This window comes from Pseudoalteromonas sp. SG41-1 (genome assembly GCF_014164575.1).
GTDB lineage: Bacteria > Pseudomonadota > Gammaproteobacteria > Enterobacterales > Alteromonadaceae > Pseudoalteromonas > Pseudoalteromonas rhizosphaerae.
In genome coordinates, this window is record NZ_JACJFL010000027.1 from 1 (window position 1) to 22,667 (window position 22,667).

Below are 22,667 nucleotides of genomic sequence, written 5' to 3' on the forward strand. Positions count from 1 at the left end.
CTGCTGGCGAGGGTCGTCAATTGATTCGAAATATTTAAATAGTTGAATATCAGGCATGGGGGCTCCTTAAAAAGGAGTATAAGATCATACTTTTAAGTCAAGGTAAAGTTCGTGATCTTGCCCTGACTTACACACCTAGAAATAAAATAAAAAATGACACCCATCTAGAAATTATAATGACACCCATCCATATATATCTAAAAAAAATGCAAACTTACATTTTAAAACAATGGATTGAAGGTAAATAAAAAAGACACCCATCAAAAAATTGCAATGCTAAAAATTGCAATGACACCCATTCTAAATAAAAATGAAATTACAAACATCCAGGTTAGGGCAATAAACGAAACAATTAAAAACCGTAGTTATTTTCAAAAAGGACTTTTATACAAATGGCAGATAAATATCAGGCGTTTGCATTTTTAGGCGTCAAAAAAACCTGAATTAACAAGTTATGTATTATTGGCTACGTTATCACGCTAGTAATTTTTCGCAATTCGTTAGATTCGTTCGTCGCTTAAAGTGTTGATGTTCACAAAACATATTTAACGACTCAGGTCTTCCAACAGCACCGTGAAAAACGGTGGTAAATTTGCTGGTAACTTTCAACCAGTTTTCGGGGGTTATTTGCAACCTTTCAAGCAAAGGGGTTAGATCGGCGGCTATATAACCTATTTTATCAGGACGAATACAGCGCCCAGTCGCATCAACAAGAGAAAGGTAGGAAGTTAGCTCAAAAGGTAAACCTTTCACCATATGCTGTGTTGCCATTCCTGAAAAACGTTGTAATGATTTGGGCTGTTTACCTGCTGCGATCGAAATAATACGCTTTTTGACACTCGTAAAATCTGAATTTTCTGGTTTGTCAGCAATACCTGCCCGAACTGGGTTTAAATCAACATACGCCATACATGCTAATAATGCGGCTTCATCAAGTAATGCTTGGGATTTGAACCGTCCCTCCCAAAATCGCCCTTTACAGTCATCTTCTTTATTTGCTTTTCGCGCTATATATTCATTTAAAGAGCGCATGAACCAGCTAATATCCATTAACCTTAAACGATATTGCGCAATACTATCTGTAACTATTTTCATCTCAAAAGACGCTAGCTTTTCACCTTTAGCAAAACGTCGTGTTAATTCAGAACCTTTAAAGGCTTTATGCCAGCGAATTGCAACTGCTCTATCATTTACTCTTTCCGCCTTTTTACTATCTACGTACACTACAATATGAGTATGATTACTCATTACTGCATAAGCGCACACATCTATAAAAAAGAGAGATGCCAAACTCATTAGCTTATCTTCAACCCATTTTCTGCGGTGTTCATAACATTGCCCCGTATATTCATCCACACCACATAAATAGGCACGTCTTACACATCGTGATATACAATGATAGTAACGAGTGTCCGTTAAACTGATTTGTCGATTTCTTGCAGTAGCCATAAATACCTCAGATATCACGTTCCTTATAAAATACTAGTTCCTCATGGTAATACTGCAAATATAGTCATTATTATGGGTGTCATTTAAGTTTGAATTACTACAATCGCCATTTATTAGGTGGGTGTCTTTATTTATTTAAGTGGGTGTCTTTATTTTTTTTATTAGTTACTCTGGCTGTGCTGAGGCTAGATGTTCGTAACGGGCTAATATTTCATCATATTCACCTGAGCGCTTTATTTGCTCTAGCCCTTTGTTAAAGGAGGTTATTATATATTCAGCATTGGGGTGCTCTTTACTGATTCCAATATGAAGAGGGTGCTTAATTAAAGCTGGTTGCCAAATTGTTAGCTCTGTTGAGTAACCATTTTTTTTCATTTCGAACCATGCTGCGTATTTATCAACCAGAGCAATATCAGCGCGATGCTTTTTTACATGCTCAAGACAACTATGGACATTAAGTAAAGGAACGATTGTAAGCCTATCAATAGACTGTAAATACTCATGATATCCGTAACCTCTAATTGTACTGATTGTTAAGCTTTCTAGGCTGTGAGGGCCTTGATAATCAAGCTGCGACTTAGTATTACTAATTATGCTAAGTTCATTAGTAAAGTAGGGCTGGCTAAATAAAATTGTTTTAGCACGATTTTCTGTCCACCATAATGCAGGGATCAAATCTATTTCATTATTTTCTAACATTCGCATTGCACGACTAAATGGCGCTATTTTAATATCGAATGCAATATTCTGGCTAAAAAATGCAGCACGTACAAGCTCAGTAGTCATACCCGTTCCATCAGCAAATATGTAGGGAGGCCATTCATTATGAGATCCTACTAAAGGCTGTGTTATTGAATTAGAAAGCGCAGCAGTACTTTGTATGCATAACAGCAAAATAATAAAAAATTTAGTCATAGCAACACGATACCTTTTATCATGCCTACCTAAAGATACACAATAATACATTTGCTCTAGGCAAATCTGCGTAACTTAACTATTTAACCTAAGGCTTAATGGCAACTTGAACTTTGTTACTAAACCAGAGCTTCAACTGTTTAAGCTTAGACTACATTTGACTATATTATTTTCAATCTATAAAAAAGTATTACCTAAAATAAATAACAAAAATCCTTATTGCATATTTGAGTGGATTGTCTTCAAATTTAAATAATTTACCTGTAAGTTATAAAAAACCACATAAAGGAATGATGCTATGACCGCGAAAACGCTGATTTTCAACTTTGATGGCACAGGTAGTGAGCCACGTGATGCTGAGCAGTTCAGCTCTGCGCATTTTAAGGAAGATGCAAGCATTTCGAATATTCTCAAACTTCATTTATTAATGGGTGGCCAGTTAAATAACGAGCCCGTTACTCTTTTTACTAATCAACTTAGCTTCTATTACCAAGGTATTGGAACTCAAGGAAGTCGTTTAAAGCGATTCCTCAATCAATCTTTCGCACCACGCGATGACGATGTTGCCAGTATTTTAAATCATGCTATAAATGATTTTAAGCGCTACTACAAAACTGGCGATACATTGTTACTCACCGGCTTTAGTCGCGGCGCTGCGTTAGCACGACGTTTTGCAAAATGCTTAGAGCCGCTCATAGATAATAACGTTTATTTATGCGTATTTGATACTGTGGCATCCATTGGTTTATCCAAAGTCACCAAGGCCACCCGAGGCGCTGAGCATGTTATTTTTGAAAACCATACTTTAGCGACCAACATAAATCAGGCTCTGCATTGTGTGGCACTGGATGAAAAGCGTCGAGCTTTTGAACCTACCCTTATAAATCATCAAAACAATGTACATGAAATATGGTTTGCAGGCGCGCATTCCGATATCGGTGGTGGCTATTATCGAGATGGGCTGGCGGATATTTGCTTACGCTTTGCAATGGAGTGGTTACTTGAACTGCCTGTGGCTTTATCTTTTTTAACTAGTCAAGCAATCGATTATTCATCGTTATTTCCTGCTGATCAAAACAGTTTTATCGCCCAAGATGATATGACCATCACCCCAGATCCTCTCGCGTTAAGCCATCAACAGAATTATTTTTGGTTTAATCCTTTATTTAAACTGATTGATCGTGAATGTACCGTGCTGGTTGATGACGAACAAAGTAAGCTGTTACCCATTATCCACCACAGTGTTGCTACACGTATCAATCAATTAACCAGTTATCGTCCCGAGTCTTTAAAAAACCTTAGTTATCTACTGCTGTATGCAGATCAAACTACGCTCAGTTTTAACGGCTTGTCTGCCCATATTGCTTTAAAAAATCAAAACATGTCGGTGTTACAAATTGGCCAAAGCCAAGATGTGTTGGTTTATGCCGCAGAGCAATACAATGCAACAGGACTAATGCTTGAACAAGGGGCTACTTATCGCTTTAGCCCTTACCCAGAACAACTTTGGTATGACGATGGCGTAAAATGTGGGCCACAAGGTTGGCACCGAGATAACCTACAGTTGGGTGTAAAAGAGATCCCCATGGCATTGCTCGAACCCTTTCGTCGTTTACCACATGCAAACTGGTTTGCCTTAATTGGTGCTATTGCCCATAGCGATAATGATGCTTTTGAGATTGCCGATGGGGGTGAATTTAAAATGACTCACTCAGGAGAATTTACGCCTTTTGCAAATGATTTGGTGCGTTTTTATGGCGCTAATGCTGGGCGTATAAAAATAAACGTGACCCGCCTTGGTTAATTGCATTATTAATAGGCCGTGCTAACGGCCTATTAATAACATTAAACTATCACTATTTTGCACTTAAAGCGGCTTCAGCTTCAGCCAACATAGCAAACTCTTCATCGGCACTGTGTGCGACTAAGTGCTTACTACTGTATGCAAAGTAATAAATCGCTCCGATCACAAATAGCACCACAGTAAACAAGAATGCACGAGGATCAAACGCGTACACCCCAGTTAAAGCCACCAAAGATAAGACCAGCGCAATTGCTGAGGTTATCATGCCACCTGGCGTTTTATAAGGTCGTGCGAGTTCAGGCTGTTTAATACGCAGTAAAATATGGCTCAATGCCATCAATGCATACGAAACCGTAGCGCCTACCACGGCCATCGCCAGCATTAAATCACCTTCACCACTTAATGATGCTAAGAAGCCAAAAATACCCGGCACAATTAAGGCACGTGCCGGCACTTTTCGTGAAGTTGTAACCGACAAACTTTTCGGAAAGTAGCCCGCTCTAGAGAGCGCAAACACTAACCGACTATACCCATAGATAATCGAGAAAAACGATGCCACTAAACCCGCTAAACCTAATATATTAACGAGTGTTGCTAAGCTTGCATTCCCTGTTACGTTTAGCGCATCAACTAACGGCACGGCACTAGCGCCCATTGCGCTGGCACCACCGGCACCAGGGATCAATACTACGACTAACAGAGCAGTAAACAATAAAAACAACATTGCACCTATAATTCCTTTTGGCACGTCTTTAGCTGGATCTTTGGCTTCTTCTGCCGCTAATGGTACGCCTTCAACGGCTAAAAATAACCACATTGCAAACGGCAATGCAGCCCACACGCCATACCAACCAAAGGGCAAAAACTCGGAGGCTCCAGCAGCATCGGTGATGGCAATATCAAACAATCGCGACACATCAAAATGTGTAAATAATGCGATCGCAGTGGCTATAATGGCAAAAACCGCTAAGCCACTTATCACCATCATCACTTTTAACGCTTCACCCACTCCCGCTAAATGAATACTGATAAACACAATATAGAACAACGCATACACCCAAGGACCATTAAAACCCAGTAGCGCTTCGACCGCCGAGCCAATAAAAATAACAATCGCAGCGGGTGCTAATGCATACTCGATTAACACTGCCAAGCCAGTCAAATAACCACCAGCAGGGCCCATTGCCTGACGCGCAAAACTATAGCCACCACCCGATGCCGGAATGGCCGCCGACATTTCTGCTAATGACAAAACCAAAGTTAAATACATCACTGCCATTAATACTGTGGCGACAGCAAAGCCGCCCCAACCAGCTTCTGCAATACCAAAATTCCAACCAGCAAAATCCCCAGAAATAACATACGACACTCCTAATCCCGCCAATAAAATCCATCCCGCGGAGCCTCGTTTTAACTGTCTTTTTGCAAGGTACTCTTTATTATCTGACATTATCTTCTCCTGCTATTTATTGTTGTAATTACATTATGTTTTCGTTGTTGATTATTCTGATAGTAAAAAGTTTGTTGTTTGCGTTTGATGCTCTATCACATCGTCTTGACTGCGATCTTTTAAACCCACCCCTGACAGGTTTAAACGTTTCGCTTCTTGTAAAAGATATAAAGTCCGTTGTGCTGCATCCTGATATGACAGCCCCGCAGGACGAATATTAGAGATACAATTACGACAAGCATCATTCAGCCCTGTTTTTGGCTGCCAAGTTAAATACAGCCCTAAACTATCTGGAGAACTTAGCCCTGGCCGTTCACCAATTAATACCAGCACCACCTTGGCATTAAGGAGCTCACCTATGTCGTCGCCTATCGCCACTCTACCTTGCTCCACTAAGCTGATCGGTGCCAAACGCCATGGCTCTGGTTGTTCACGCAGTATCGTCAGTAACTGAACAAGAAAAGGATGGGCATTTTTTTGTACTGCTAAAGACGATAAACCATCAACAATAACGATTGCGATATCGTGGTGTAACTCAGTGGCTGTAGCCGCTTTACTCATATAATTGCTTAGCTGATCGCGCGATGCTTGATCTAGTTTTCGACCTAGATCAGGGCGTTGTAAATAATGATTGCGATCCACGGCTTGGCTATGTAAATGCAGTGGTGACGCGCAAAAATCCTCTAGCTGTTCACTTAACGCAGCTAAATCCAATGGAAAATTAACCGCATCTCGTGCTTGCGCATGGGAGAGTTGAAACGCCAACATTTCAGCCGTCGGAAGACTGATCCCAGCGCGCCCTAAACCAATGCGTGCATCGGTAAAGCTGCGTAGTTGCCGCCATGGGTTATGCACCACTTTGCCATTACCTTGATGTTTTTGCTGTATTTGCTGTGCCGTTTTGGGAGATGAGTTTTTCATGGCTGTCCACCACTTAAAGCTTTCAAAGAACGCGCAAATTGTGACGGTAACGTGTCAGACAAAATATGCTGCTGGGTATCTGTCATAATGTTCATTTTTGCCAGCCAAAGTTCGAATTCAGGTGCTGGACGCAAACCTAATACCCGCCTTGCATACAGAGCATCATGAAATGAGGTGGTTTGATAGTTAAGCATAATATCGTCAGATCCGGGGATCCCCATTACAAACGAACACCCTGCTACACCGAGTAAGGTCAGTAAGTTGTCCATATCATTTTGATCTGCCTCAGCATGGTTGGTGTAGCACACATCACAGCCCATAGGCACACCCAGTAATTTGGCACAAAAATGGTCTTCAAGCCCTGCTCGAGTAATTTCTTTGCCATCAAATAGATATTCCGGGCCAATAAAACCCACTACGGTATTGACCAGTAACGGTTTGAATTTTCGCGCTACGGCATAAGCACGGGTTTCACACGTTTGTTGATCAAGCCCATGGTGGGCATTTGCTGATAGCGAGCTGCCCTGCCCCGTTTCAAAATACATCACATTATTGCCTACTGTTCCGCGTTTTAAACTTTGTGCTGCATCTTGCGCCTCAGCAAGTGTATTTAAATTAAAACCAAAACTTGAGTTAGTCGCCTCAGTCCCCCCTATAGACTGAAACACTAAGTCAACCGGCGCACCGGCCTCAATACATTCAATGGTGTTAGTTACATGAGTAAGAACGCAGCTTTGAGTCGGGATCTGGTATTTTTCAATCACATCATCCATTAACCGCATTAATTTTATCGCTTGTGCAACATTATCAGTGGCGGGGTTAATACCAATTACGGCATCGCCACTGCCATACAGCAGCCCATCTAAAATACTCGCGGCAATGCCATTTACATTATCTGTTGGATGATTAGGCTGTAAGCGTGTTGATAAGTGGCCAGGTAAGCCAATGGTATTTCTAAATGCAGTCGTGACATGGCACTTTTTGGCAACTAAGATCAGATCTTGATTACGCATTATTTTACTAACCGCAGCAGCCATTTCGGGGGTAATACCCGCTCTGATGGTCGCTAAAACATGGCTTGTTGCGTGATCACTCAGCAGCCAATTACGAAAATCACCTACCGTTAAATGTGCGATTGCTGCAAATGCGTTAGTGTCATGTTCATCTATTATTAGCCGAGTAATTTCATCGTCTTCATAAGGGATCAAGGCATCGTTCAAGAATGTTTTTAAAGGGACTTCTGCCAGCGTCATTTGTGCCACGGCTCGCTCTTCGGCAGAACTGGCAATAACACCTGCTAAGCTATCACCAGAGCGCTGCGGGGTCGCTTTAGCCATTAACTGTGCGAGATTGTTAAATCGGTAGGTTTTACTTCCTAACGTGTATCGATACGATTGACTCATAAACTTACCTTGCTGACAAAATGTGTGTTAAAAAGGATAGGCACAGCTATTGCTTCCACTACAATAAAAAGCAATAAAAAAACAATAAACAGTGCAACGATTCTTTTAAGGTAGCTTATAGCGTACCAAGCAACTATCAAGTTTTGGCAAATGTTATTTAAACAATAAAAATCAAATAGTTAAAATTAAAAATCGGACAACTACTGTTTGCTTGTAATAATTAGCCTGGGGTGTAATACGCAACTATGCAACATAATTTACCGACAAATGCACCAAGTAAGTGCACTTTAGCTACGACCGATGTGGACCAGCAGGCGGGAAACCTAACAAACTGGCAACAAAAATATGATCAAGTCAGTGATGGCCGCTTTTATGGCTGTATTGATGAGGTGGCTTATGATGGTTTGCAAGTGTTTAAAGAATATACCCAGTGCGCATTACGACAACAGTGTAAAGTATGGCCAAATGCGTTATGGCTTGGTATTCCGGTAAACGCACAAAACAGTAAAATTAACGGTCTCACCATCGCTGATAATCAATTAATGTGCCGCCCAAGTGATTGCAACTTTGAGCTGATCACCCCTGAGCAATTTAATATTTATGGCATGGTGATCAATCAAGATACGCTTCATCAAATTGCTCAGCGACAAGGGTTGTCGCTTCAGGGCATTTGTGAACATGGATCACCGCGTATTACAACATCACCACAAACACTGCAACGTGCTCGTGAATGCATTGAACAAATCATTTATGCTAATGGCGGTGGAGCAAGTGCGGCTTTACAACACGATATTTTATTAAGTTTAGTGCTGCATTTACTGCAATCACAACTCCCCCAGCAAAAAGTAACCCCAAGTTATAAACATCGTAAAAACGTTGTTGATAAAGCGAAAGAATTTATTCACGATCACCCAGACAACATAGTGACTATCACCCAATTATGTGAGTTTACCTACGTTTGTCGACGGACTTTACAATACAGCTTTGAAAGTATTTTAGGCATCAATCCGCTGCGTTTTTTACGCATGACCCGGCTTAACCAAATACGCCGTGAACTCAGTGATCCGCAACAAAATAAACCCATTTCAATGATTGCCGCCAATTGGGGCTTTTGGCATCCGGGCCAGTTTGCTAAAGACTATAAACAACTATTTGGCGAAAACCCTTCAGACACGGTAAAACGTGCGCAGCTTTAGTGGTATCAATTATAGCTAGTTAATTAATAGGTATAGCTGGCAATTATTTGCTTGATATTCGATTGCATATCAATGATCGCTGCATTAATGGAGCGCACATTGTCCATCGTGACCGTTTTTTTACTGAGCATAAAATGGATTGGATTATCATGAATAACATAAGGATGCAGTGTAATACCGGGGATTTTTTCTTGGCTTATGAGGTATAACCCAGATATTTCATCATCAATCATAAAATCGACGCGTTTAGCTTTTAACATATATAGCCGATGCTTGAGCAAAGGTACTCGTACAAGTAAATCTTTATTGTTTGTGACTTTGCTTAGCTGCTCAAATTCTTTACCATAATAACCACCATTATTTACGGCTATGGTTTTTTGTTGCGCCAACAGGCTGGCTAAATCGTGTGTTAGGTACTTAGTATCTTCATACCAGAACAGCCGCATTTTCTCACGTCTATATGGGGTTGAAAAGTGACTATATTGGGCACGTTGTTGATTGAAACTCGCAGCAGTTAATATATCCACGCGACCATTTTCAAGCTCGACCAAACCGCGCTTTGATGACGGCAAAGGCACAAACTTACTACAGAATCCAGCATGCTTTAACACCAAACGGCTGATCTCTACATCTATTCCTGTAAGAGCCTGCTCACCATCAAAGACAAATGGTGGCCAAGGTAATATCACCCCTACTTGCAGAGTTTTTTCGCAGCTGTTACTAATTGGACTCAATAATATCAGAAATAAATAAATGTATTTGATAACTACAGCCTAGTTAAATTACAGACGCTTTTTACAGTATGGTGCATCTGACTCGAAAAACCAAAAAAAGCAGCCCGAAAGCTGCTTTAAGTAAATTACATATTAACCTTATTACCTCAAAGTAGGCTTGGGTAATAGGCTAATTAAAGTAATTTCCATACGCCTGCTACGCCTGGCTCATTTCCTTGAGTCCACCACTTAGCTTGGTATTTATTGCCTTGGTGCATTACTTCATCACCGCTATTATAAACAGCCGCAGATTGCCAAACTACTGAACCAGTATCATCTACTGGTGGAGTTGTTGCTTCCCAAACGCCACCTAAATCAGGACGATTACCTTGAGTCCACCATTTAGCTTTGTATGTAATACCGTTATAAACAACAATATCGCCGCCAACATATACCTTACTGACATCCCACGTATCACCTGTAGGAGGCGTTGTATCGGTGTTAGTTACCGTTACAGTAAAGCTTTGAGTGGTAGCAACTTGGCCGTCACTTACTGCCACAGATACTGTCAAATTAATATCAGCATCGACTGCGCCCGCCGTAAGATTAACACTGGCACCACTGCCAACTAATGTAAGACCTGCAGGGACATTCCATGTATAAGTCAGTGCGTCGTTTTGCGCATCAGAGGCAACAACCGTTACTGCTGCAGAAGCGCCTTCTTCAACAGTGATATCAGCAATCGCATCAACTGTCGGTGCAGTGTTGTCAACAGTTGTTGGCGCGATGACATTAACCACAACACTTTGGCTTACCGTTGCTTTGCCATCAGTTACACTGACGGTTGCCGTAAACTGACTGTCTTGGGTTACGTCAGGTGCAGTAATTGCTAATGTATTTGTAGCACTACCAGATACCGTTAATTCAGATGATGCAGTCCAACTAAACGTTAGTGGATCATTATCGGCATCTGTTGCTGAAGCACTGACAGAAACACTTTCGCCAGCGTTCACGGTTACAGTGCTTGATACTGATAACACTGGTTTTTTATTACTTGGTGGTGTAACAACTCCACCTAAGCCATCGTGCATAGCATTGATAATATCGCCATTATCGGCATCAATTTCCCATGCAAATAACCCACCTAAGTTATATTGATTAACATAAGCACCTTTAGCTATCACTGACTCACGGCTATCGTAAGTAATTAGTTTACCTGTGGCGCGATTCCACACATACGCAGCTTGCGCTTGGTCATCGTAGCCTACTTCAAAGCCATTAACACCAGTGCCTGCAGCACCAATCATATGAGTTTTGATGCCTTTATAATCAATAACGCCATCTTCCCACACGCCTTGTGCTGTTGAGCCTTTTAATGGACCGGAGCCTGTTGCTGTCATAGGGTTACCATCAATAGTGGTGCCTGTTGGATAAACACCTTCCCAACCACGGCCATACATAGCAGTACCAACAACAATTTTTTTCGAGTTTACATTTTGTGCTAATAATAACTGTACTGCGTTATCTGTTGTATAAGCAGGGCCTTTACGTGGCTCACCGTTTTCATCTACGCCCGTACCATTACATTGCCCTAAGCTCATATGCTCACCACAATAAAGCGCAGTTTGATGGCCAGTTACGCCACTCCATGCTCCATAAAAGTCATAAGTCATAGCGAAAATATAATCCATGTATTGGCTAGCGGCTTGGTAGTCAACGTCTTCAATTTTATCGTAACCAGCGCCAATTGCTGACGTAAGCTCATAAGTACGGCCTGTTTCAGCTTCAAGCTTATCAAGCATAGCGCGCAGCTCTTGCATTAACGCAACGTATGCAGGACCATCATTTATCGGATCGCCAATATCTGGGTTAGGGCCGTCACCACCAGGAAATTCCCAGTCAATATCAACACCATCGTAAAACTTCCAGGTTCTTAAAAACTCTTCCATTGATGCTACAAAGGTGTCGCGGTTAGCTTTATTAGTAAAACCACCAAATGGATCAGAAAGCGTCCAGCCACCTACTGATGGTAAGATTTTAAGATCCGGATAACGCTGCTTAAGTGCCATTAACTGTGAATAAGTACCACGGATTGGATCTTTTGCATCCACACCTGGCAATGCTTTTTGCACAGCGGCCCATGGATCGTGGATAACCACTTCATAATCAGCAGAGCCAGCACAGGCTGTTTCAAGTGCTTGTTTAGGGCTGCCAGTTAATGATGCATTTTCACCACAAATTGGAATAAAGCCATATAAAATGTGACTTAAGTTTTGTGCCGGGATATTTGTAACATCATAATCTCGTCCGTAAATACCCCACTCAACAAAATAAGCACCGGTCACTAACCCTGCTTTGGTACCAATATCACGGTTATTAGGATCAACATCCATCGGCAGTGGCGCTAAGTGCCCGCCGTCGGTATCTGCAATCACGATTGGCTTACCAGCACTGCGTGCACAAGTAGTACCGCCTTCGCATAGTTCTACATATAATGTATGGCGACCAGCTTTGTCATAAGGGAAAGAAATAGTCCCGGTCTTAGAACCTGCAGCAAGTGTACCTTCATTTACCAACATATCATCAAAGTAAACTTTGTAGCTGTCACCACCGTCACCGCTCCATGCACTCCATTGAATGTTGATAGCAACTTCATCAACACGAGTAACAAGTTGTTTATATGATCCATTACCTTCTAAGTTCACTTCAACAAAAGAATACTGTTGCGGTTCCCAATTAATACTTGGTGTAGACGGTGCTGCAACGGCTGTACTTGCAAATAGAGCAACGCCAATGGCTGCTGTTAACTGTTTAATATTCATATTTCTCTCTTATCCATTATTTATTTAATTATTTAATAAGTTTGAACTACAAAACTTAGGCTTCTGATTAAAGTTTGGTCCATACATTGGCTTGTCCAGGTGTATCACCTTGAGTCCACCACTTAGCGCTATAGCGCTGTCCTTGATAGGTTACTTCAGCACCACTTTGATAGGCTTTACTTACATTCCAATCGTTATTCATACCCGGTTGTGAATCGCTTTGCCATGCATTAGAACTATCAGGTTGCTGACCCTGACTCCACCATTTCGCGGTATAAACAACACCTTGGAAACTGGCTTTGTCACCGGCTTGATAAACTGCACTACTGCTCCAAGCAGCAGGATCAGTGATAACGCTGTCATTTACAGTGACTTTAAAGCTAGTTTGAGTACTTAATTGACCATCCGAAACCGAAACCGACACGGTATAATCTGTGCTTGTTGATACCTCTGGCGCACTAATCACCACGTTTGCGTCACCACCGGTAAAGCTCAGTGGTGCTGGCACTGACCAGCTGTAGTTCAATTGCGTTTGTTCATCATCAAAAGCATGAAGGTGTACGGCTGTGCTGGTGTTTTCATCGACAACTAAATCATCCAAAGTGTGTACAATTGGCGCAGTATTAGTGGGAGCGCTTTGCACGCTTAAGGTATAAGTGTAATTTTCATTACTGCTATACACTTGATTAGTCAGTACATCAGTACTGTTATAAACCACGTCACCGGCTTGATTTTGCACGCCAATTTGTACTAAATGGGCATAATCTAAGTTCAGTTGTTGTGCCAGTGCTTGCTGCCAACTCGCTTGATTCGCAGCGGTCACTTTTAATTGCTGATTGATAACCTCTTGGCCATTTTCATCAAATAAACGTGCCCAAACAGTGTCACCCGCAATGGCACTTTGTCCTTGACGAACAAAGTAACCAACACTTGACCAAACACTCGGATCCGTCGGCCCTGCGTCTGTCACAATATTGATATCGCTACAGTTATAGAAACCTTCCCCCACCACATCAATACGTTGCCAACGGCTATATAAAATAGCATCGCCGCTGCGCCCTTGTGGAATAGCAACATTCATTTCGTAATAACGCTTTCCATCGGTATCTTTGATAACGTCAATATTTTCATGTTGTTGAACTAGCTCTAAGTCAGCCCACGTCAATACATCTGTTGCTGCATTAAAGCTTGGTTTAGTTAAATAAAACTGCCAAAAACTGGGATTATGCGGCGTTGCTGCTAAGTAACGAATTTGAATTTCACCATTGGCATTAGGTACCACATCACTGCGTTGCCAATGCGGCGAAGGTAAATCCATACCACGCTTTGCGTTGTCACCACCGGCACATAACGACCCATTTGGTACCTTAGCCTCTACCGCGGCTTGATTTAAGTAGTCCGGTGTATTAACTGAAAACTCAATATCTTGTACAAATTGCACTGTACCCGACTCTAAAAATGCGGCACGACAAGCAAGGTTTGGAATATTAGTGCCATCTTCGGGCCACCAATACCCACCATCGGCTTGGCAAAAAGCTTGCCGCGCTTTTGGGCTATCCATATAACCATGAGCATTCACTTGCGCTGGCATAATTGTTAGTAATACGCTGCTTGCCACTGCCGAGAGTGATAAAGTTTTAAATTTAATAGCTATCATTGTTTTGTCCTTGAAAAGCTGAAATTTTGGGACAAGCAAACTTGCCCCTATTATTTACTTACAGACTACAACTTTTAGTCCAGTCAGCTGTTGCTCCAGGTTCAGAACTTGTCCACCACTTCGCTTTATAAACGGCACTGTTATGAACCATTAAGTCACCGCCTGCGGCATGGCTTGGATTGCCTGCCCAGTCTTTTTGAGGGAAGTTTGGATATACAGGGATTGAGCTCACAGCCACAGCTTCACACATACCAGATGTATCGCCACCACCATTACCAGGATCCGTGGTGTCGCCGCCACCGGTAGTTCCATCAGGCAATTGTGGGTATTCAAATTTGAACGCGTAAACTTTGCCATCTTTTTCTATAGTAAAGTTACTAGGACCGGTAATTGGCATGTAATACATAACTTGCGCATTGACTGTTTTGCCACCACTGAAGTCTTTCGGTTGACCGCCCCATTCATTGTTCAGAGTGATTGAAAAACGGTGGAATTCATTTTCATACCCACCAATGTTGTTACCTGCTGCATTTGAGCCATTTACTTCAACTGCCATGCCCAATTTTTCTTGTGCGTTCCAGTTAGATTTAAAAATAGCCGAGGTTGATACAGATACATCAAACGAAATTTTCGCACCGCTTAGATCAATATTGGAGTTATTAGTAAACGCAAATGTTGGGCTAATTGGGTAGTTATCATCACCAATTGGGAAGTCTTTTGCTGCAAACGTTACATCTACCGCTTCAGTTGGTACAACAAAGTTTGGATTACCTGGATGAGTGTCGTACGCCACACCACTTTGGTTAAACTTGTCATAAGCCAAAGTTGTTAAGGTAGAACCCATGAAGTACTCACCTTTTGCTGAGTCAAAATCATAATCACCAGCAAGTTCCCAAAACATGATACCGCCAAGGCCATTGTTAATTACGTAATCAACTTTAGCTGCCATAGACTGCTCATCTTCAATAGATAGGAATACTTTTTTCTCTGAGTTCCATAACCAAGGTGCAACAGCAACGCTGTCATAGTGACGTGTATAAGTACCCGTTAATTGATCATCAACATCAGTCTCTGGTGTTAAGCCATACACACCTAAGTACGAACCAACAATGCCGTTCTCAAGATTTTTAACATGCCACAACGGGTTAGAACCTGCTGGCATTTCTTGTCCTGCATCGTTCTTATCATGCCAAAGATTATCAATGCCTAATGCGCCATTGCCACACTTGTTCTTTTCGCCAACGCCGGTACCTGTTGCGCAATCTGCTTGATTAGGTAGTGCAGATTGCCCCCACAGCCCATTAGTACCCCCGCTGACATCTTTAAAACCTCGGGTGTAGTAAGGAATACCAATATTGATACGCCCTGCCGATACTGCGCCACGAAAATAACGTACCGCCCAATCAGTATTTAAATAACCAATCCCTTCAAACTCAGCTGTTGTGTAAACCCCCCATTGCGCTAGTTCAGAATCAACACCGGTATCAAATAAGGCAGCGTTGTGGCCAACATGCGAGTTCCATGCTCCATGTAAGTCGTAAGACATGATGTTAACGTAATCGAGGTATTTAACCGTTTGGAATGTTTCCATACCACGAAGTAAATAACCTGAAGAAGGCGATGCAATTGTTAGTAAATAATGTTTACCCGCTTTTTCACCAGCACGGTCTAACTCTTCGCGCAGCTTTTTCATTAGTACTTGGTAAGATGCATTTAAACCTGCACGACGTGCATTTGAAATTGGGAAATCATCAGGGTGACCTGAATCTTTCATTGATGATGGGTATTCATAATCAATATCAACACCATCAAAACCATATTTCTCAATGAACTCGACTGAGCTTTTTGCAAAGGCATCAATGCCCGCTTGATTAACTGAACCATCTGCATTGGTCGTCATGGTATAAAAACCACCACTTTCAACGCGGCCCGTTTCATCAAAGAAACCACCCGTTTCAGCCCAACCACCTACAGATACTAATGTTTTAACGTGTGGGTGTTGTTTTTTGAATTTGTTTAAAAGATTGAAGTGACCTTTATACGAGAAGCTTGGGTCCATTTCGGCACCTACCACTCCTGGCCATTCCATATTTGTAGCTGGATTACCGGCTGCATTTGGATCGCCAATCGATACTTTATTATTGGCATCAACATGGGCAAACGCATAGTTGATATGAGTTATTTTATCCCATGGAATATCATTTACTAAATAGCTCGGTTGGCCATTTGCGCCATTGCGCCAACTGGTGAAATAACCAATTACACGACGCGGATGATCAACACCCATTATCTCACGACCATCTGCATCATACACAGTACAATACGGCGTATTTACACCTGGTGTTTGATATAACCCCTGCGGATGACAATCAGTTCCAGTCACTGGTCCGGTATTTTCTTCAACAACAGTAAGCACCTTTGTTACTTGGGCTGTTGCGCCTTCGTTATCAGTTACCGTTAACGTAAAGGTTGCCTGACCAAGCGCTGTTGCTTGCCAAGCATAACTGCTTGATGCCGTACTTGCTTGGTGCACATCAGCACCATTAACCGCAAAGTTAAGTGCCGTTACTTGACCATCACTGTCAGTACCTGCAAGAGCAAACACCACTTGTGAGCCAACCGTTAATTCTGTTGGTAAACTACTGAAACTAATTGTTGCCACCGGTGCTTGATTAACCGGATCCACGATTTCAGTAACGCTGATCGTATTGATCACTTGCGAAGATTGCGCGCCGTCGTCATCGGTTGCTACTGCACTCAATTGATGAGTGCCGACAACCGCGGGCCAATTAGTACTAAACGGTGCGCTACTATCAGTTGCGATTAATGCACCATCAACAAAAAACTCAACTTTTGTCACAGAACCATCTTCATCGGTTGCTTGCGCAGTTATGACAACGCTGTCTTTATCGGCAAATTGAGAATTATTTGCAGGAGTTAATACTGTAATATTGGGTGCCTGATTCTCAGTGACAGCGCTGTCACACAAACCCAAAAGTTTCCATTCTTGCCACGGGCCTGAATTCTCTAAAGGGTTTGATTGTGTCCACCACTTTGCCTCATATGCACTATTTTGTGTGTGTACTTGGCTGCCACCGCTGTGAGTTTGACCCGTTTGCCATTGCGTTAATGCACTACAGTCGACTGCTGCGTGCACACTTAAGCCTACAAAACTGAGTGACACTGCACTTAGTTTGAAAGCATTTTTTATTGTCATTTGTGAGCTCATAGCTCCTCCGCCCAGGGTTAAATATAACATTAAATTTACAACTCAGTTTAAAAACTACCACAGTTAACTCATACGTCAACTTAATTTGGATATGTGATGTATATAAAACAGCCATTTTATTAACCAAAAAGGACTATAAATGATATTTTTTATCATCATTTAACATCAAATAAAAACCATACAGTTTAAAGAATGGGTAATTTCGCATACAAAATATGAACGCAAGGTTAATTTATGGTTACATTTTATTTGTGAGTATCTTCGCGGGCTCTAGCAAGTTTTACGAAAACGTAAACGTGAGTGTGAATAGGTATAAACAATAAGGTGGTAGACTATATAACCAAAAAACCTCGATTAGAAAAAAATTATCTAAGCGAGGTCTTATAAAAATTTCTGAGCTTACTATTTTTTATAAAAAATAGCGTTTAGAACAAAAGCCCTATTTGATCACAACGTCATTAAGCGGCGATTAAATAGAACTCTTGTCCTGCATGCTTTTTGTTGCGCTTGTAAGCACCTTTACCTTTTTTAGCAGCTATAATTTGTGGTTTAAAAATTTTCGATGTCACTAATGCGGCTAATGCATTATCGCGAATAACACCCCGACCTGTATCTACTGATGTTGTAGATTTAGTCACTTTAGAACGACGTTTACTCATTTATTTTTCCTCTTTAAAAGTTTTGCGATTGTATGCTTGATATAAAAAAACACAAGCATTTTAAATCAAAAAGCCCGCTTATTTGCGGGCTTAATAACAACTATAAATTTAGAAACTAAAACTTACTTTTGCGTAATAACTTCTGCCATCAAAGCCATAAGGCAATGCACGTACAGGGTATTTAAATGCGCCATTGGTGATAAAGTTTAGTACTTCGTCATCACCTAGTTCATCTGGCGTTTCGTCAAATACGTTATCGGCACCAACCGAAAGCACAAACATATCATTAATTTGGTAGCTAACATTTAAATCAACTAACACTGCTGATTCAACCGTACTAGTTGGTTTGAATGAACCTGTTGGCGAAAGCTCACCCGGTAATGATATATGGTCGTTACCAAAATATTTTACATCAGTTTCGCCAAAGTAATTAAAACGAATTGTTGAAGTGTATGCATCACGTTCGTAGTCAAAGGTAAGTGTTGCTCGTTCACTAGGCTGTCCGTCGGTAAAAAAGCTGCGTTGTAAATCATCAAATGCAACCGATTCTGGAATGCCGTCCGCTGCGTTTACACCATCAATTTTAGTATCGTTTAAGTTACCCGCAAAAGTAACACCAAAGTTACCGCCTTCTACATCGGTACGATATGATGCAATTATATCAACGCCTTGAGTGGTTGAATCAACTGAGTTCGAGAAGTAGTTAGCTTGTACAGCGCCGGTTGCTTGTAAAGCAGCAACAGCCTCAGAGCTAAACGATACATCGTCAGCCGTTAATAAACTGCCAAGTGTAATACGGTCTTCAATTTCTACGCGGTAAAAATCAACCGTTAACGAAAGTTCGCTTGTGACATCGTAAACAAAACCAGCACTGTAGTTTGTCGATGTCTCAAGCTTTAAGCTATCTACACCTAGTGCACTTGGGAAAGCAGTGCCCGTATTTGCAGTAAATGATTGCGTTAACGTGCCGTCGGATCCTAAGTTAGTAGTAAATGCTGTATAGCCACTTTGCTGCAGCGAAGGGGCCCTAAAGCCAGTAGATACCGCACCACGTACTGCAAAGTCATCGTTAAATTCATAACGCGTTGCTAACTTACCAATTAAGTCATCTCCAGCATCAGAGAAATCTTCATAGCGAAGTGCACCACTGACGTTCCATGCATCAGTAAGCATAGTTTCAACATCTACGTAAAATGCGTAGCTGTTACGGTCGCTCTGATTTGCAGCTTCTGGACGCAAACCGTTATAAGCTTGAAAGCCACATTGTGCAAATTGCTCAGGGTCGTTCACTGATGGATACGATGTATCCATGTTTGCTAAACCACATGCGTACGATGCTTCATCACCAGGTACTATCTGGTAATTTTCTTTACGATACTCTGCACCAATTGTTACATAGAGTGGTTCGCCGCGACCAATGTCCACAATACCATTTACGTCAAGGTTAATTGTTGTTTGATCGAACCTAAAACCACCTGAGTAACCACCACTTGGGCCTGCATTTGCTGCTATATCAGCATCACTTGCCGTTGGGTTATTAAATAAATACTCCGCCGCGTAAGAAGCGTTTAATGTATTGCGTGATGTAAAGTCATATTGGTTTTCACCATAAACTGCCGATACATCGTAATTCCAATCTGGATTAATATCACCTTTAAAACCTAGCGCAATAGAAATATCCTGTGCTTCGTTATAAATGCGCGGTAAAAAACCATCACTGTATACTTGAGTAACATTTTTAGATGCTTCGTTAAAGTTACGGTAAAAACCGTTACCCAGTGCAGTGCGCTCAGAGTAACCACCAAACGAGTAAAGCTCACCGTCGCCCATTGGCAATGCCATATTATAAAATAACGAGGTAAATTCACTTTCCGAATTACCTTGGCCCCAACGAACGTTGTCAGATAATGTACCTGGCTCTACATCAAGCGATCCACCTGTATCGCGCTCTGCGCGGTTAGTACCATCGGCATCACGATACTCAAGAGATAAATTAATAAAACCGCCTTCTGTGCCCAAATCAAAACCGCGATTTAAACCCGCTGAAATGGTATCGCCATCACCTTCAGCTGTTTCACTATATTGTACATAACCAGTTGTTATACCAGTTGAATCATTCAGTGATAAGTTAATGACCCCAGCAATAGCATCAGAGCCATACTGCGCTGCAGCACCATCGCGTAATACTTCAACGCCTTTAAGTGCCGTAAGTGGAATAGCATTCATATCGGTACCCGCAGCACCTGCACCAACTGTACCATTAAGGCCAAAAATAGATTGATTATGACGGCGCTTACCATTTACTAAAACCAGGGTTTGGTCTGGCTGTAAGCCGCGTAATGTTGCTGGGCGAAATAAATCGGAACCGTCAGAAACTTGTGTACGCGAAAAATTAAACGATGGCGCTGTAGCTTGTAAGCTTTGACCAAGCTCGGTAAAGCCACCTTTGTTTAAATCATCAGCGTCAATTAAATCAATGGGTGACGAAGATTCAGTTGCTGTGCGGTTAGATACCCGTGAACCTAAAACGGAAATTTGTTCTATGTTTTTTTCTGCTTGAACTTGTGCGTCTTCAGCCATGACAGCTGAGCTGGTAAATGCAAGTCCTACGGCGATAGCCAATGTATTTAAACGAAGTATTGTCATGTGTGTTGTTCGACCCTGTTGACTCTTCACCTGTTTACTCGATTGCAGTAATAAACAAGTAAATTCATAAAAGTTATAATTAGTGTAATGCAGCGTCATTTACATAATGACGCCTTGACGAACATCCTAGCAACATACACATATAAAAAGAAACATATTTAACTGCGACAATGGTCGATATATGCAAAAATTAGCTAAATTTTCTTCTTTTTCATGTTTTTGATTGAATTTTAAACAAAAAAAAGCATGATTATTCAAATCATGCTGGTTGTTAAAACTATGTTTTCTAGCCTTCTTCTTCCCACAAAGCCAGTTTTTCATCTTCTAGCATCAATGCCATGGATGCAATGCCAGTAAGACTTTCATCTAATCCAGTATACAGTAGTGCAAAGCCTTCACTAAGTACCGCTGGTTCTGGATGCTCTTTGAGCGAATCTGGCCACATCGCAAAAGTGGCTAGTAAATTAAGCGTCGCTTCAAAGTTATCAATAAATAACTGTCCATCTGCCTGATTCTCAACGACCTGTTTATCGGCACTGAGTAAAAAGTTAAAGTCATGCTGCCATACTTCTTGATTCACCATATAAGCAGCTAAATAGCCGACACACCATTGTTGTAGTTGCTCACTCGGCTCTTTAGCATCTTTACCATGAGGGTAAATACTTGCCAGTATATGCTGCTGCGCGACCTGAGCCTCGGTCACATTATCCAGCAGCGTGATCATTGCGTCATGCTCCGCTGAGCTTGTCATTAATCGGGTATAAATAGGGTCATTTTTATCAGCAATATAATTGGCAATTTCTGACTCGCCATAAAATTCCGAGCACGCCAATAACCCACTGATAAAACCAATCACGCTGTCAGTACTCACCACTTTTAGTTCAGGGTGCTGACTTAGATAATCCCTAAGAACCAATTCACTTTTTTCATTAAGCATTATTCACCCTCAAGTTATTATAAAATTCATACCTACACTAACCAACAATTGGCTAATTTAAAAGCAAATTATTACTTAACCTAACTCTGGTTAAATGGTTTTTGCCCTGAGTTAAGGTCGCTCACTCAACACTGGAAAAATACATCGCACACATGTACCTAAACTTACGATAGTCTCAATTTCAATTTTCCCCTGATAATCATTAACCATAGTGTAGACTAATAGTATGCCCGTAGCTGTTAATTGCAGACTGGTTTGCTAATATAGGAGAGATGTAATCTAGTCATAGTTCGTCGCGATCATAGCAACCCTTTTCTTAACATAAATTATGGCGAAACAATTTCAAACACAACAAGCGTCGAGTTGCAGCAAAATACAAGCATTTTATTTACCTTATACCCCACAGCTAAATTATTAACTGGCTTTTTACAAAAAATTATCGAGCACTTCCTTTTCAAATAACCTGAGATCACTATAAAAATCCCATCACTTATTAAGCCTTATTAATAACCACAATAAATGATGCTAAGTAATAAAATCGAAAGGTTAAAATATCTGTAGCGTGTAATACCAATCGACTTAAATATTTAACCATTCTAGCGAGCTAAATGGTCAGTAACTTAACACTATTGGTATAAATCTTTCGAGGTTAAGTTTACAGCAGTATATTTTTTGCTGATACAGTGCCTGTGCAATGTGGTTGTATCACTAAATAATTGATAAAAAATTAAAAAACGCGCAGCTCAAAATTTCTGCCTAGAACAAATTGGTTTTTCATTACTTACATGGATTTAGAGAAAAGCCGATAACAGAATGCGCTAGCTTTACTTAGTTTTTATTTAGTCTACTAAGTTATCATGCTAATG

At 41.2% G+C, this 22,667-nt stretch carries 14 protein-coding genes; 2 read left to right on the forward strand and 12 right to left on the reverse strand.

The features are described 5' to 3' along the window. Nucleotides 1-474: 474 nt before the first annotated feature. Nucleotides 475-1,449 (reverse strand): transposase, encoded by a 975-nt coding sequence (locus H5203_RS14415; RefSeq protein WP_145239794.1) that lies wholly within the window; start codon nt 1,447-1,449, stop codon nt 475-477. A 165-nt stretch (nt 1,450-1,614) separates the two neighbouring features. After that, nucleotides 1,615-2,415, reverse strand: coding sequence for an ABC transporter substrate-binding protein (locus H5203_RS14420; protein WP_145239797.1), 801 nt, complete (start codon nt 2,413-2,415; stop codon nt 1,615-1,617). Between the two features lie 247 nt (nt 2,416-2,662). Between H5203_RS14420 and H5203_RS14425 the strand changes: the two genes are divergently transcribed. Beyond that, on the forward strand, nt 2,663-4,168 hold the full coding sequence (locus H5203_RS14425) for a DUF2235 domain-containing protein (RefSeq protein WP_182819893.1): 1,506 nt from the start codon (nt 2,663-2,665) through the stop codon (nt 4,166-4,168). Between the two features lie 52 nt (nt 4,169-4,220). On the opposite strand, the gene eat is transcribed toward H5203_RS14425, so the two are convergent. Genes eat through H5203_RS14440 form a run of 3 tightly spaced genes read right to left on the reverse strand, consistent with a single transcriptional unit; the run spans nt 4,221 to nt 7,942 of the window. Beyond that, nucleotides 4,221-5,618 (reverse strand): ethanolamine permease, encoded by a 1,398-nt coding sequence (gene eat / locus H5203_RS14430; protein ID WP_220493127.1) that lies wholly within the window; start codon nt 5,616-5,618, stop codon nt 4,221-4,223. 51 nt (nt 5,619-5,669) lie between these two features. Beyond that, nucleotides 5,670-6,539, reverse strand: a complete 870-nt coding sequence (gene eutC / locus H5203_RS14435) for an ethanolamine ammonia-lyase subunit EutC (RefSeq protein ID WP_182819894.1) — start codon at nt 6,537-6,539, stop codon at nt 5,670-5,672. Further along, complete coding sequence (locus H5203_RS14440) at nt 6,536-7,942, reverse strand: ethanolamine ammonia-lyase subunit EutB (protein ID WP_145239805.1); 1,407 nt, start codon at nt 7,940-7,942, stop codon at nt 6,536-6,538. The genes eutC and H5203_RS14440 overlap by 4 nt, the downstream gene beginning before the upstream one ends. A 245-nt stretch (nt 7,943-8,187) precedes the next feature. Between H5203_RS14440 and H5203_RS14445 the strand changes: the two genes are divergently transcribed. After that, entirely contained in the window at nt 8,188-9,138 is a 951-nt protein-coding gene (locus tag H5203_RS14445; protein ID WP_145239807.1) for a helix-turn-helix domain-containing protein, read from the forward strand. A gap of 23 nt (nt 9,139-9,161) precedes the next feature. On the opposite strand, the gene H5203_RS14450 is transcribed toward H5203_RS14445, so the two are convergent. From H5203_RS14450 to H5203_RS14480, 7 genes are all read right to left on the reverse strand, one after another. Further along, complete coding sequence (locus H5203_RS14450) at nt 9,162-9,872, reverse strand: ABC transporter substrate-binding protein (protein ID WP_182732545.1); 711 nt, start codon at nt 9,870-9,872, stop codon at nt 9,162-9,164. A gap of 173 nt (nt 9,873-10,045) precedes the next feature. Then, nucleotides 10,046-12,673, reverse strand: a complete 2,628-nt coding sequence (locus tag H5203_RS14455; protein WP_182819895.1) for a glycosyl hydrolase family 18 protein — start codon at nt 12,671-12,673, stop codon at nt 10,046-10,048. A gap of 67 nt (nt 12,674-12,740) precedes the next feature. Then, complete coding sequence (locus H5203_RS14460) at nt 12,741-14,330, reverse strand: lytic polysaccharide monooxygenase (RefSeq protein ID WP_182819896.1); 1,590 nt, start codon at nt 14,328-14,330, stop codon at nt 12,741-12,743. 58 nt (nt 14,331-14,388) lie between these two features. Beyond that, a complete protein-coding gene (locus H5203_RS14465; protein WP_182819897.1) occupies nt 14,389-17,559 on the reverse strand; it encodes a glycosyl hydrolase family 18 protein in 3,171 nt (1,056 codons plus the stop codon). 458 nt (nt 17,560-18,017) lie between these two features. Further along, nucleotides 18,018-18,218, reverse strand: a complete 201-nt coding sequence (gene arfA, locus H5203_RS14470) for an alternative ribosome rescue factor ArfA (RefSeq protein ID WP_182819898.1) — start codon at nt 18,216-18,218, stop codon at nt 18,018-18,020. Between the two features lie 108 nt (nt 18,219-18,326). Continuing rightward, nucleotides 18,327-20,864, reverse strand: a complete 2,538-nt coding sequence (locus H5203_RS14475; RefSeq protein WP_182735306.1) for a TonB-dependent siderophore receptor — start codon at nt 20,862-20,864, stop codon at nt 18,327-18,329. Nucleotides 20,865-21,150: 286 nt separating this feature from the next. After that, a complete protein-coding gene (locus H5203_RS14480; RefSeq protein WP_182732540.1) occupies nt 21,151-21,801 on the reverse strand; it encodes a UPF0149 family protein in 651 nt (216 codons plus the stop codon). Nucleotides 21,802-22,667: the final 866 nt, after the last annotated feature.

Coding starts and splice junctions, on each gene's coding strand:
- arfA (WP_182819898.1), bottom strand. CDS start 18,218: ATGAGTAAACGTCGTTCTAAAGTGACTAAATCTACAACATCAGTAGAT.
- H5203_RS14420 (WP_145239797.1), bottom strand. CDS start 2,415: ATGTATTATTGTGTATCTTTAGGTAGGCATGATAAAAGGTATCGTGTT.
- H5203_RS14440 (WP_145239805.1), bottom strand. CDS start 7,942: ATGAGTCAATCGTATCGATACACGTTAGGAAGTAAAACCTACCGATTT.
- H5203_RS14480 (WP_182732540.1), bottom strand. CDS start 21,801: ATGCTTAATGAAAAAAGTGAATTGGTTCTTAGGGATTATCTAAGTCAG.
- H5203_RS14445 (WP_145239807.1), top strand. CDS start 8,188: ATGCAACATAATTTACCGACAAATGCACCAAGTAAGTGCACTTTAGCT.
- H5203_RS14465 (WP_182819897.1), bottom strand. CDS start 17,559: ATGAGCTCACAAATGACAATAAAAAATGCTTTCAAACTAAGTGCAGTG.
- H5203_RS14455 (WP_182819895.1), bottom strand. CDS start 12,673: ATGAATATTAAACAGTTAACAGCAGCCATTGGCGTTGCTCTATTTGCA.
- eutC (WP_182819894.1), bottom strand. CDS start 6,539: ATGAAAAACTCATCTCCCAAAACGGCACAGCAAATACAGCAAAAACAT.
- H5203_RS14425 (WP_182819893.1), top strand. CDS start 2,663: ATGACCGCGAAAACGCTGATTTTCAACTTTGATGGCACAGGTAGTGAG.
- H5203_RS14475 (WP_182735306.1), bottom strand. CDS start 20,864: ATGACAATACTTCGTTTAAATACATTGGCTATCGCCGTAGGACTTGCA.
- H5203_RS14415 (WP_145239794.1), bottom strand. CDS start 1,449: ATGGCTACTGCAAGAAATCGACAAATCAGTTTAACGGACACTCGTTAC.
- eat (WP_220493127.1), bottom strand. CDS start 5,618: ATGTCAGATAATAAAGAGTACCTTGCAAAAAGACAGTTAAAACGAGGC.
- H5203_RS14460 (WP_182819896.1), bottom strand. CDS start 14,330: ATGATAGCTATTAAATTTAAAACTTTATCACTCTCGGCAGTGGCAAGC.